The following is a 12660-nucleotide window of genomic DNA, read 5'->3' as shown; positions in this document are numbered from 1 at the left end:
TGGGACGGGTTTATCGGGCGATGGTGTTGGTACGGCGGATCTTGTTCTGCAACTGCAGGATGCCGTAAAGCAACGCTTCCGCCGTGGGTGGGCAGCCGGGGACGTAGATGTCCACGGGCACGATGCGGTCGCAGCCGCGCACCACCGCATAGGAGTAGTGGTAGTAGCCGCCGCCGTTGGCGCAGGAACCCATAGAGATCACCCAGCGGGGCTCGGCCATCTGGTCGTAGACCTTGCGAAGCGCGGGCGCCATCTTGTTCACCAGGGTGCCGGCCACGATCATCACGTCGGACTGGCGCGGGCTGGGACGGAACACGACACCGAAGCGGTCCAGGTCATAGCGGGACGCGCCGGCGTGCATCATCTCCACCGCGCAGCAGGCCAGACCGAAGGTCATGGGCCACAGTGACCCGGTGCGGGCCCAGTTGATGAGCTTGTCGGCCGAAGTGGTGACGAAGCCCTTTTCAAGGACGCCTTCTATTCCCATTCCAGGGCCCCCTTCTTCCACTCATAGATGAAGCCGATCACCAGGATCCCCAGGAACAGCGCCATGGCCAGCAGGCCGAACAGGCCGATGCTGTCCAGGGCCACGGCCCAGGGAAACAGGAAGGCGATTTCCAGATCGAAGATGATGAACAGGATGGCGACCAGGTAGAACCTGACGTCGAACTTCATGCGCGAGTCCTCGAAGGCCTCGAAACCGCATTCATAGGGGGAGTTCTTGGCCCCGTCAGGACGATGGGGACCGATCACCATACCCAGGGCCAGCGGGATGATGCCCACCAGAAGCCCCACACCGATGAAGATCAGGATCGGCAGATAGTTTTCCAACATGCTCTCACTCCCCCCGCCAGTGGTCGGGCCACATCAACGGGACTCGGCTTGCTGTTGTGCCCGGGCGTTCGTGACGTCCGGGTCGTCTTTTATGTCTGCTTCTGCTGCTGAAGGGCTAATGCCCTGAGCCCTGGTGATTCGGGCTTTTGTGAATCAGGGAGATGACTTACACCCTGATGTCACGGCACGGGATTTCATTCCCTGCCGGAATTTGGTGCAGATGGTCGGACTCGAACCGACACGGCTTGCGCCACCGCCCCCTCAAGACGGCGTGTCTACCAATTCCACCACATCTGCATGTACTAATATTTTGCCGGGCTCAATGCCGCTCAGCGCGGCACGTCGGCCGGGGCCCCGGGCTCCACCGGCTCCGGGCGAACCGGAGCGGGCTGCTCGATGGCGGGCAGACGGTCGATCACACTGGTAGGCGCGGGCTGGTTGGATACCAGATACGCCAGACCCATGCTGTTGACGAAGAACACCGTCGCCAGGATGGCCGTGGTCCGGCTCAGGAAATTGGCCGAGCCCCGCGCGCCGAACACCGTCGAGGAGGCACCGCTGCCGAAGGCTGCGCCCGCATCGGCGCCCTTGCCGTGCTGCATCAGGATCAGGGCGATCAGGGCCAGGGCCACGACCACCTGCACCACCAGTAACAATCCATACAACATAGGTTCAACTCGCCTGTTCGGCCGCGCGGCAAATGGCCATGAAATCATCAGCCTTCAGGGAGGCGCCGCCGATCAGGCCTCCGTCAATATCCGGCTGCGAAAACAGTTCCGCAGCATTGTCGGCTTTCACGCTGCCGCCGTAGAGGATGCGCAGACCCTCGGCCACTTGCGCATCCCGTTCGGCCACGCGAGCGCGGATGAAGGCATGCACCGCCTGGGCCTGCTCGGGGCTGGCGGTCTTGCCGGTACCGATGGCCCACACGGGCTCATAGGCGATCACCGCGTCGGCCAGGGCGGACACGCCCTCCAGATCCATCACCGCATCCAGCTGCCGCGCCACCACCTGCTCGGTCACGCCGGACTCGCGCTCCTCGAGCAGTTCGCCCACGCACAGGATGGGCTTGAGGCCGTGGCGCCGGGCGGCGGCAAACTTGCGGGCCGTGAACTCGTCGCCCTCGCCGTACAGGCTGCGACGCTCCGAATGACCCACGATGACGTATTCACAACCCAGGTCCTTGAGCATGGTCCCGGATACCTCGCCGGTGAAGGCGCCGGCATCCTGGTCGGAGAGATCCTGGGCACCCAGGGCCATAGGCTGGCCATCGATCAGACCCGCCACCTGGGGGAGATACACGAAGGGGGGACACACGGCGACCTCTGCCTTGATACCACCTGAGAGGGCCTTGCGAAGGTCGCCCAGCAACGCCTCATTGGCCTTCAGGGAACCGTTCATTTTCCAGTTGCCTGCCACCAGTGGCTGTCGCATGCAATACCCCCGTTGTATTAGCTTTTCTCCAGAAAGCGCGCAAGCATACTGCCCGGCACCCAATAAATCAATTTCACCGACTTCCGCCGTTGGTCTCAGCCGGCATGATCCGCTACGGAGCGCACCGCCTCGGCGATCTCCCGGGCGATCTGTTCCACCTGGCGACGCTCCCTGCCCTCCACCATGACCCGCATCAGGGGCTCGGTCCCGGAGGGCCGAAGCAGCACACGCCCCTCCCCGCCCAGGGCACCCTCAGCGGCACGCACGGCCTCCTTGACGGCCTTGGCGGAGAGCAGGGCGTCCCGGGCCACGCCGCCGTTCAAGGGCACGTTCAGCAGGGTCTGGGGGAACTTGGCCATGACCTTGCGCAGCTCCGAGAGGGGCCGACCGGTGGCCTGCATGATGGCCAGCACCTGCAGGGCGGAGACGATGCCGTCGCCGGTGCTGGTGCGGTCCAGGCACAGGATGTGGCCGGAGGACTCGCCGCCCAGCAGCCAGCCGCGCTGCTGGAGCATCTCCATCACGTAGCGATCCCCCACAGCAGCGCGCTCGAAGGCGATGCCCTGGGCCTTGAGAGCCAGTTCCAGGCCCAGGTTGCTCATCTGGGTGCCCACCACCCCGCCGCCCAGGGCGCCCTCCCCGGCCCGGGCCAGGGCGATGATGCACAGGGCCTCGTCCCCGTCCAGGACCTCGCCCTGCTCGTCCACCAGCACCAGGCGGTCACCGTCACCGTCCAGGGCGATGCCCGCGTCCGCGCGCTGGGCCAGGACCGCGGCACGCAGGTTCTCCGGGTGCAGGGAGCCGGCCTTCTCGTTGATGTTGAAACCGTCCGGCTCGGCGCCGATGGCCACCACCTCGGCCCCCAGTTCCTCGAACACGCTGGGCGCCACCGCGTAGGTGGCCCCGTGGGCGCAATCCACCACCAGCTTCAGGTCGTGGAAGGCGGTGCCGTTGGGAATGGTGCTCTTGCAGAACTCGATGTATCGCCCGGCGGCGTCCACCACCCGCTCCGCCTTGCCGATATCCGCGGAATCCACGGTCTCGATGGGCTTTTCAAGCTCCGCCTCGATGGCCAGTTCCACCTCGTCGGGCAGCTTGGTGCCCTGGGCGGAGAAGAACTTGAAGCCGTTGTCGTAGAAGGGATTGTGGGAGGCGCTGATGACGATGCCCGCCGAGGCCCGGAAGGTGCGCGTCAGGTAGGCCACCGCCGGCGTGGGCATGGGACCCAGGAGGCGGATGTCGGTGCCCGCCGCGGACAGCCCTGCCTCCAGGGCGGACTCGAACATGTAACCGGAGACCCGGGTGTCCTTGCCGATGATCACCAGGCCATTGCCCCTGGGCGCCAGGACCCTGCCCGCCGCCCAGCCCAGGCGCAGGGCGAAATCCGGTGTCATGGGCGTACGCCCCACCCGGCCACGAATCCCATCGGTCCCGAAATAGCGTCTGTCCACCCTTGAATCCTCCCTGTGCCGCCGGCATCAGCCGACGCATACATATATATGATGTTGCAGAATCGCGAGATTCCGTCGAATGTCCGTGTTCCAGGCCTCAGCCCCCCCGGGCCTCGAGGCCCTCGAGCATGCGCAGGGCATCCACCGTGGGCCCCACGTCATGGACCCGCAGGATGCGGGCACCGGCCCGGGCAGCCAGCAGGGCCGCCGCGACGCTGCCATGCAGACGCCCGTCGATGGGCCGATCGCCCAGCAGCGCACCGATCATGCCCTTGCGCGAGACCCCCACCAGCAGGGGCAGGCCCAGGGATGCCAGTTCCGGCAGGGCGCGAAACAGGGCCAGATTGTGATCCAGGGTCTTGCCAAAGCCAAATCCCGGGTCCAGCACCAGGCGCTCCCGGCCGATACCCAGGGCCTCGCAGGCCTGCACCCGCTCGGCGAGAAAGGCCCCGACCTCGGCCACCACGTCCCCGTAGCGGGCTTCCTGCTGCATGGTGCGCGGATCCAGGGTGCTCATGTGCATGAGACACACGGGCAGGCCGATGTCCCGGGCCGCTTCCAGGGCGCCCGGCAGCCTCAGGCCACGCACGTCGTTGATCAGCCCCGCCCCGGCCCCGGCTGCGGCACGCATCACCTCCGGCTGGCTGGTGTCCACGGAGACGGGCACCGGGATGGCCCGGGCCAGGGCCTCGACCACCGGAATGACCCGCGCCAGCTCCTCCTCCACCGGTACCGGCTCAGCGCCTGGACGGGTGGACTCCCCACCCACGTCAATGATGGCCGCACCCGCCTCCACCATGGCCAGGGCATGGTCCACAGCCTGCTGCAGGCCGGCATGGCGCCCGCCATCAGAGAAGGAATCCGGGGTCACATTGAGGATCCCCATCACCCGCGGGCGCGATAGATCCAGCGCTCGCCCACCACAGTCCAGCATCACGGCGCCCTCACCCGTCTTGTCACTTGCATCTTGCCTCTTGCCTCTGCCCTCCGGGCATGAAAAAGGCCGCCCATGAGGCGGCCATTTTCATGCCCGGAGGGCTTGCCTTCAATGCTGACTGGCTGGCCCGCCGATCACGCCGCCCTTGGCGTGCTCATCCTCGGCGGGGGTGCCGCCACCCGCCTTGGGCTCGTCATCGCTCCATTCACTGGGCGGACGGGGGGTCTTGCCCTCCATGATGTCGTTGATCTGCTCCACGTCGATGGTCTCGTACTTCATCAGGGCCTCGGCCATCACGTGGAGCTTGTCCATGTTCTGCTCCAGGATCTTCTTGGCGCGATCGTAGCTGGTATCGATCACGCGCCGGATCTCCTCGTCGATGGCATGGGCCGTCTCGTCGGACATGTGCTTGTGCTGGGTCACCTGGCGGCCCAGGAACACCTCGCCCTCGTCCTCGCTGTAGGACAGCGGCCCGAGGCGATCGGACAGGCCCCACTTGGTCACCATGTTGCGGGCAATGGCGGTGGCCCGCTCGATGTCATTGGAGGCACCGGTGGTGACCTTGTCGGAGCCGAAGATGATCTCTTCGGCGATACGCCCGCCGAACAGGGAGCAGATCTGGCTCTCAAGCCGGGTCTTGCTGTGGCTGTAGCGGTCCTCCTCGGGCAGGAACATGGTCACACCCAGGGCGCGGCCGCGGGGAATGATGCTCACCTTGTAGACCGGGTCGTGCTCGGGCACCAGGCGACCAACGATGGCGTGACCAGCCTCGTGGTAGGCGGTGAGCTTCTTCTCCGCGTCGTTCATGACCATGGACTTGCGCTCGGCGCCCATCATGATCTTGTCCTTGGCGCGCTCGAAATCGTGCATGTCCACCAGGCGCTTGTTGCCCCGGGCGGCGAACAGGGCCGCCTCGTTGACCAGGTTGGCCAGGTCCGCACCCGAGAAACCGGGGGTGCCTCGGGCGATGAGGTCCGGGCGCACGTTCTCGGCCAGGGGCACCTTGCGCATGTGCACCTTGAGGATCTGCTCGCGGCCGCGCACGTCCGGCAGGGGCACCACCACCTGGCGGTCGAAGCGGCCGGGACGCAGCAGCGCCGGGTCGAGTACGTCGGGACGGTTGGTGGCGGCGATCACGATCACGCCCTCGGTGCCCTCGAAGCCATCCATCTCCACCAGCAGCTGGTTCAGGGTCTGCTCGCGCTCGTCGTGACCGCCGCCCAGACCTGCGCCACGGTGGCGGCCCACGGCGTCGATCTCGTCGATGAAGATGATGCAGGGGGCGTGCTTCTTGCCCTGGTCGAACATGTCGCGCACGCGGCTGGCGCCCACGCCCACGAACATCTCCACGAAGTCGGAGCCGGAGATGCTGAAGAAGGGCACCTTGGCCTCGCCGGCGATGGCCTTGGCCAGCAGGGTCTTACCGGTACCCGGGGAACCGACCATGAGCACACCACGGGGAATCTTGCCGCCAAGTTTCTGGAACTTGCTGGGATCGCGCAGGAATTCCACCAGCTCGGCCACCTCTTCCTTGGCCTCGTCGCAGCCGGCCACATCGGCGAAGGTGACCTTGACCTGGTCCTCGCTCATCATCTTGGCCTTGCTCTTGCCGAAGGACATGGCCCCCCGGCCACCGGCCCCGCCCTGCATCTGACGCATGAAGTAGATCCACACACCGATCAGAAGCAGCATCGGGAACCAGCTGATCAGGATGTCCATCAGCAGGGAACGACGCTGGGGCTCCTGGGCCAGGATCTCCACGTTGTTGTTCAGCAGGTCACCGATCAGGCCCGGATCGTTGGGGCTGTAGGTGGTGAAGCGCTCACCGTTGATGGTGCGCCCCTCGATGGTGTTGTTCTCGATGTAGACGCTCTTGATGCGCCCGCTCTTCACTTCGCTGATGAACTGGGAATAGGACAGGGACTGCGGCGTCGACGTGCGCGGGCTGAAGTTGTTGAACACGGACATCAGCACCACGGCAATGACCGCCCAGATAATCAGGTTTTTGACCAAGTCGTTCAAGGTGTTACCTCGGTTATCAACGTGTGAGCCCCTGTTGGGACATTACACCACTTTCCGGCCCCGGGCCACCGCATACACCTCACGGGAGCGGGGTCTTGAGGCCTTGGGTTTGCGTATGCTGACTTTATCGTATTCGGTGCGCAGCATCCGGACGTACTCGTCGAATTCGGCGCCCTGGAAAAGTTTGACCAGAAAATCCCCGCCCGGTTTCAGCACCGTGCGCGCCAGTTCCGCCGCCAGTTCCGCCAGGTACATGGCGCGGGGCTGATCCACCGCGTCCATACCACTCATATTGGGGGCCATGTCCGACATCACAAGGTCTGCCCCGCCCTCGCCCAGCACGGCCAGCAGGCGTTCCAGCACCTCGGCCTCGCGGAAGTCCCCTTCGACGATGGTCACCCCCGGCAGGGGGTCCATGGGCAGGATGTCCGAGGCCACCACCCGCCCGTGCTTACCCACCAGGCCCGCCGCGTACTGGGTCCAGCCGCCCGGGGCGGCGCCCAGGTCCACCACGGTCATGCCCTGGCGCAGGAGGCGATCCCGCTCCTGGATCTCCTGGAGCTTGTAGACGGCGCGGGAGCGGTAGCCCTCCTGCTGGGCACGTTTGACGTACTCGTCGTCGAAATGCTCCTTGAGCCAGCGGTGGCTGCTTTTGCTTCGGGGCATGGGGTTTGCTGTCGTCAGTTGGTTAGGTTCGTTAAGAAATCAAAATCAAAGGCTTCCGATCCCCGCTTTTCGCGGGGCTCGGGTTACTTTCTTTGCTTGTCCAAAGAAAGTAACCAAAGAAAAGACACCCGAGTTTCTCGCCCCTGCGGGGTGCCCTGCGCGCGGAGGCGTTCCGGGGAGGTCGGCTGACAGGCCGTCCGTGGCCTGGCAGCCGACGCTGCCGCATCCCTGCGGCGCCCCTGGCGGGCTTTTACCCCGGAACACCCCCGTGCTCGGCGAGAAAAACGGGGGGGACGTCAAAGGCAGCAACCCCTTTACCTTGGGTGGCTTGTTGTTCTTTCGTAGGAGCCCCGACCCCGGGGCGAATTTCCCACCATTCGCCCCGGGGTCGGGGCTCCTACAATAAAAACCAAAGACTGCTCGAAGCGGTTTTGACCTGCCTCCCCCCCCTTATGCCGCACCGAGTAGCGCAGGCTTCGAGGGATTAAGCCCGAAGGGGCGCCGCAGGGATGCGGCGCGTCGCCTGCCAGGCCAGGGACGGCCTGTCAGGCGACCCCCTCGAAGCCGAGCAACGCAGGGCACCCGCGAATAGCGGGTGCGGCATCGGGGTGTCCTTCTTTTGGTTACTTTTCTTGGACAAGCAAGAAAAGTAACCCGAGCCCCGTGCAACGGGGATCGGAAGCCTTTGACTTTAAAGAAACCCAAGGACAGCCAGCCCACACCAAGTCATGCTAAGCTCCGCCCTTTGAACAGCAGCCCCAGCAGATCCATGGCCCTCACCGACCGACAACGCAAACAACTCCGAACCCTCGCCCATCCCCGCAAGCCCATCGTTATCGTGGGTCAGAAGGGCCTGACCGACAACGTCATGGAAGAGATCAACCTGGCCCTGGAGCATCACGAGCTCATCAAGGTGAAGGTCAACGTGGCCGACCGGGACGAACGCAGCGCGGCGGTGGAACAGATCTGCCAGCAGACCGGCGCCGACCTGGTGCAGCGCATCGGCTTCATCGCCACGCTGTTCCGGCGCAACCTCAAGAAGCCGGTAGTAGAGCTCTAGAGACAAGAGACAAGTTTCTAGAGACAAGAAAGATCGCGGTTGCTTCGTTTACCGAGGCATTCAAATGAATGCTACGCACCCCAACTTGACTCTTGTCTCTTGCATCTTGTCTCTCAGATGTATTTCACCGCCACGATCTCGTAATCCTTGTCGCCACCCGGCGCCTTCACGGTCACCACGTCACCCTCTTCCTTGCCGATCAGTGCACGGGCGATCGGGGAGTTCACCGAGATCTTGCCTTCCTTGATGTCCGCCTCGTCGTCGCCGACGATCTGGTAGGTGACTTCCTTGCCGGTCTCCTCGTCGGACAGGTCCACCGTGGCACCGAACACCACCTTGCCGCCGGCGTTCAGCGTGGTCACGTCGATGATCTGGGCGTTGGAGAGCTTGGCCTCGATCTCCTTGATGCGGCCCTCGATGAAGCCCTGCTGCTCGCGGGCGGCGTGGTACTCGGCGTTCTCCTTGAGATCGCCGTGTTCACGGGCCTCGGCGATGGCGGCGATCACCCGGGGGCGATCCTCGCTCTTCAATTTCTGCAGTTCGGCCTTGAGCTTGTTGGCGCCGGCCACGGTGAGCGGGGTCTTGCTCATTACCGATTCTCCTGATGCATGTCCTGCAATCTGTAGACTTCCTCGTGGGCCAGGTAGCTCAAGGCCGACACCGTGGCCAGCGCGCCGGCCAGGGTCGTGGTGTAGCTGACCTTGTGCTGCAGGGCCTCGCGGCGGATGGTGAATGAATCCGCGATGGCCTGCCGGCCCTCGGTGGTGTTCACGATCAGGCTGATCTCGTCGTTCTTGATCATGTCCACGATGTGCGGGCGGCCCTCGGTGACCTTGTTGACTGGCGTGCATTCGATGCCCGCCGCCTTGAGGACCTCGGCGGTGCCGCGGGTGGCGATGACCTCGAAGCCCTGCTCCACCAGCGCACGGCCCACCTTGGCCACACCGCCCTTGTCCGCCTCGCGCACGCTGACGAAGGCCTTGCCGCGCTGGGGCAGGGTCACGCCCGCGCCCAGCTGGCTCTTGGCGAAGGCCTCGCCGAAGCTGCGGCCCATACCCATAACCTCGCCGGTGGACTTCATCTCCGGCCCCAGGATGGTGTCCACGCCGGGGAACTTGATGAACGGAAACACCGCTTCCTTCACGGAGAAGTAGGACGGGATCACCTCGCCGTCCACGCCCTGCTCCCTGAGGCTGCGCCCGGCCATGCAGCGGGCGGCGATCTTGGCCAGGGGCTTGCCGATGGCCTTGGAGACGAAGGGCACGGTGCGCGAGGCGCGGGGATTGACCTCCAGCACGTAGACCTTATCGCCCTGCACCGCGAACTGGGTGTTCATCAGACCCACCACCTTGAGGCCGAAGGCCATCTTGCGCACCTGCTCGCGCAGCTCGTCCTGGATCTTCTTGTCCAGGGAGTACGGCGGCAGGGAGCAGGCGGAGTCGCCGGAATGCACGCCGGCCTGTTCGATGTGCTGCATGACGCCACCGATGAGCACCTCTTCGCCGTCGCAGATGGCATCCACGTCCACCTCCACGGCGTCATCCAGGAACCGGTCCAGCAGCACGGGGGCATCGTTGGAGACCTGCACGGCGCTGCGCATGTAGCGGCGCAGGTCCTCCTCGTTGTAGACGATCTCCATGGCCCGGCCGCCCAGCACGTAGGAGGGACGGACCACCACCGGATAGCCGATCTCCTCGGCCTTGCTGATGGCGTCCTCCACGCTGCGTGCGGTGCGGTTGGGGGGCTGCACCAGTTCCAGCCTGTCGATGAGCTGCTGGAAGCGCTCCCGGTCCTCGGCGAGATCAATGGAGTCGGGTGTGGTGCCGATGATGGGCACGCCGGCGGCCTCGAGATCCCGGGCGAGCTTGAGCGGGGTCTGGCCACCGTACTGCACGATCACGCCCCTGGGCTTCTCGACCGCCACGATCTCCAGCACGTCTTCCAGGGTCAGGGGCTCGAAGTACAGGCGATCGGAGGTGTCGTAGTCGGTGGACACGGTCTCCGGGTTGCAGTTGACCATGATGGTCTCATAGCCATCCTCGCGCATGGCGAGCGCCGCGTGCACGCAGCAGTAGTCGAACTCGATGCCCTGACCGATGCGGTTGGGGCCGCCGCCCAGCACCATGATCTTCTCGCGACTGGAGGGTGCGGCCTCGCACTCCTCGTCGTAGCTGGAATACATGTAGGCGGTGTTGGAGGCGAACTCCGCGGCGCAGGTGTCCACCCGCTTGTACACCGGGCGCACCTTCAGACCATGGCGATGCTCGCGCACCGCCTGCTCCTTCTCGCCCAGCAGGGTGGCCAGGCGACGATCTGAGAAGCCCCGGCGCTTGAGATCCAGCAGGGCCAGGCGGTCCAGGTCCTTGAGGCTGCGGCCCTGGAGTTGCTGTTCGGTGAAGATCAGCTCGTTGATCTGGGCCAGGAACCAGCGGTCGATGCGGGTCAGCTCGTGGACCTGCTCAATACTCATCCCCAGGCGGAAGGCATCGCCCACGTACCAGATGCGATCCGGACCGTTGGCCACCAGCTGCTGGCGCACCAGCATCTCCGCGTCCGGGTCGTTCAGATCCACCATGGGGTTAAGGCCGTCGGCACCGGTCTCAAGACCCCGCAGGGCCTTCTGGAAGGACTCCTGGAAGCAGCGCCCGATGGCCATCACCTCGCCCACCGACTTCATCTGGGTGGTGAGCTTGGCCTCGGCCTGGGGGAATTTCTCGAAGGTGAAACGCGGCACCTTGGTGACCACGTAGTCGATGGACGGCTCGAAGGACGCGGGTGTGACGCCGCCGGTGATCTCGTTGCGCAGCTCATCCAGGGTGTAGCCCACGGCCAGCTTGGCCGCCACCTTGGCGATGGGGAAGCCGGTGGCCTTGGAGGCCAGGGCCGAGGAGCGCGACACACGCGGGTTCATCTCGATGATCACCAGGCGGCCGTCGTCCGGGTTCACGGCGAACTGCACGTTGGAACCGCCGGTATCCACGCCGATCTTGCGCAGCACCGCGATGGAGGCGTTGCGCATGATCTGGTATTCCTTGTCGGTGAGCGTCTGGGCCGGGGCCACGGTAATGGAGTCACCGGTGTGGATGCCCATGGGGTCCAGGTTCTCGATGGAGCAGATGATGATGCAGTTGTCCGCCTTGTCGCGCACCACCTCCATCTCGTATTCCTTCCAGCCCAGCACGGACTCCTCCACCTGCACCTCGTTGGTGGGCGAGAGGTCCAGGCCGCGCTTGACGATCTCCTCGTACTCGTCGCGGTTGTAGGCGATGCCGCCGCCGCTGCCGCCCATGGTGAAGGACGGGCGGATGATCACCGGGAAGCCGATCTTCGGCTGCACCTCCTGGGCCTCATCCCAGGTGTTGACCACGAAGGCCATGGGCGACTCGAGACCGATCTCGGTCATGGCGTCGCGGAAGCGCTCCCGGTCCTCGGCCATGTCGATGGCGTCCTCGCTGGCGCCGATCAGCTCCACGTTGTGCTTCTTGAGCACGCCGTGCTTCGCCAGATCCAGGGCGCAGTTGAGCGCCGTCTGTCCGCCCATGGTGGGCAGGATGGCATCCGGCTTCTCACGCTCGATGATGCGCGCCACGGTCTTCCATTCCACCGGCTCGATGTAGACGGCGTCCGCCATCTCCGGGTCGGTCATGATGGTGGCCGGGTTGGAGTTCACCAGGATGACCCGGTAGCCCTCCTCGCGCAGCGCCTTGCAGGCCTGGGCGCCGGAGTAGTCGAACTCACAGGCCTGGCCGATGATGATCGGGCCGGCGCCGATGATGAGGATGCTGTTGATGTCTGTACGCTTAGGCATATTGTTAAATCTTTAGTCCGCAAATGAACGCGAATGGACGCAAATAAAATCCTCAAAGCGCTTGATTGTCATCGTGACCCCAGACGATGCGCCGCACACCCAGACGCGGAGTCCCGAAATTCAACAACAAGCCTACCGTCAGCCCTGTCGCTTTGAGGTAGTTCATGACTTGAGCCTCATGCTCCAGCACCAATCGCGACAACGCTTTGATCTCGACAATCAAGCGCTGCTCGACCACGAAATCGGCCACGTATTGACCGATGAGCTCACCCTTGTAACTGACAGGCAGCACGGCTTGCCTGTCAAAATCCATTCCCGCACGCGCGAACTCCACTGCCAGCGCGTTCTCATAAACGTTTTCCAGGAAACCGGCCCCCAAGGTATTACTGACCTCGAATGCGCAGCCGATCACCCGTTCGGAAATCCTTTTCCTCTTTGCGTCCATTCG

At 64.6% G+C, this 12660-nt stretch carries 12 protein-coding genes and 1 tRNA gene; 1 reads left to right on the top strand and 12 read right to left on the bottom strand.

Features of this window, described 5'->3' with window-relative positions; translation table 11 throughout:
* Positions 1–10: 10 nt before the first annotated feature.
* The 9 genes from TGR7_RS04930 to rlmE form a co-directional block, all read right to left on the bottom strand.
* Positions 11–487: a NuoB/complex I 20 kDa subunit family protein gene (locus tag TGR7_RS04930; protein ID WP_012637559.1), complete on the bottom strand. Its 477-nt coding sequence runs from the start codon at positions 485–487 to the stop codon at positions 11–13.
* Complete coding sequence (locus TGR7_RS04925; protein WP_012637558.1) at positions 478–834, bottom strand: NADH-quinone oxidoreductase subunit A; 357 nt, start codon at positions 832–834, stop codon at positions 478–480. The genes TGR7_RS04930 and TGR7_RS04925 overlap by 10 nt, the downstream gene beginning before the upstream one ends.
* A 212-nt stretch (positions 835–1046) precedes the next feature.
* A tRNA-Leu gene (locus TGR7_RS04920) sits at positions 1047–1131 on the bottom strand.
* 32 nt (positions 1132–1163) lie between these two features.
* Positions 1164–1502, bottom strand: a complete 339-nt coding sequence (secG, locus tag TGR7_RS04915) for a preprotein translocase subunit SecG (RefSeq protein WP_012637557.1) — start codon at positions 1500–1502, stop codon at positions 1164–1166.
* 4 nt (positions 1503–1506) lie between these two features.
* Positions 1507–2268: a triose-phosphate isomerase gene (tpiA, locus tag TGR7_RS04910; RefSeq protein WP_012637556.1), complete on the bottom strand. Its 762-nt coding sequence runs from the start codon at positions 2266–2268 to the stop codon at positions 1507–1509.
* Between the two features lie 95 nt (positions 2269–2363).
* On the bottom strand, positions 2364–3719 hold the full coding sequence (glmM, locus tag TGR7_RS04905; RefSeq protein WP_012637555.1) for a phosphoglucosamine mutase: 1356 nt from the start codon (positions 3717–3719) through the stop codon (positions 2364–2366).
* A gap of 97 nt (positions 3720–3816) precedes the next feature.
* A complete protein-coding gene (gene folP, locus TGR7_RS04900; protein ID WP_012637554.1) occupies positions 3817–4653 on the bottom strand; it encodes a dihydropteroate synthase in 837 nt (278 codons plus the stop codon).
* Positions 4654–4764: 111 nt separating this feature from the next.
* Positions 4765–6678 carry an ATP-dependent zinc metalloprotease FtsH gene (gene ftsH, locus TGR7_RS04895; protein ID WP_012637553.1) on the bottom strand — a complete coding sequence of 638 codons (1914 nt, stop codon included), beginning with the start codon at positions 6676–6678 and terminating at the stop codon, positions 4765–4767.
* A 42-nt stretch (positions 6679–6720) separates the two neighbouring features.
* Positions 6721–7344 carry a 23S rRNA (uridine(2552)-2'-O)-methyltransferase RlmE gene (gene rlmE / locus TGR7_RS04890; protein ID WP_012637552.1) on the bottom strand — a complete coding sequence of 208 codons (624 nt, stop codon included), beginning with the start codon at positions 7342–7344 and terminating at the stop codon, positions 6721–6723.
* Positions 7345–8113: 769 nt separating this feature from the next.
* On the opposite strand from rlmE, the gene yhbY reads away from it, so the two are divergent.
* Complete coding sequence (gene yhbY / locus TGR7_RS04885) at positions 8114–8404, top strand: ribosome assembly RNA-binding protein YhbY (RefSeq protein WP_012637551.1); 291 nt, start codon at positions 8114–8116, stop codon at positions 8402–8404.
* Positions 8405–8517: 113 nt separating this feature from the next.
* Here the strand turns inward: yhbY and greA are convergent, their stop codons facing one another.
* From greA to TGR7_RS04870, 3 genes are read right to left on the bottom strand one after another with little or no spacing between them, the layout of a single operon-like run.
* Positions 8518–8994, bottom strand: a complete 477-nt coding sequence (gene greA / locus TGR7_RS04880) for a transcription elongation factor GreA (protein ID WP_012637550.1) — start codon at positions 8992–8994, stop codon at positions 8518–8520.
* Complete coding sequence (gene carB / locus TGR7_RS04875; RefSeq protein WP_012637549.1) at positions 8994–12212, bottom strand: carbamoyl-phosphate synthase large subunit; 3219 nt, start codon at positions 12210–12212, stop codon at positions 8994–8996. The genes greA and carB overlap by 1 nt, the downstream gene beginning before the upstream one ends.
* 52 nt (positions 12213–12264) lie before the next feature.
* Positions 12265–12657, bottom strand: a complete 393-nt coding sequence (locus TGR7_RS04870; RefSeq protein WP_012637548.1) for a GxxExxY protein — start codon at positions 12655–12657, stop codon at positions 12265–12267.
* Positions 12658–12660 lie beyond the last annotated feature (3 nt).

Source organism: Thioalkalivibrio sulfidiphilus HL-EbGr7 (assembly GCF_000021985.1).
GTDB classification, from domain to species: Bacteria; Pseudomonadota; Gammaproteobacteria; order Ectothiorhodospirales; family Ectothiorhodospiraceae; genus Thioalkalivibrio_A; species Thioalkalivibrio_A sulfidiphilus.
The sequence above is the reverse complement of the archived record's forward strand: the minus strand, read 5'-3'. Positions and strand labels throughout refer to the sequence as shown.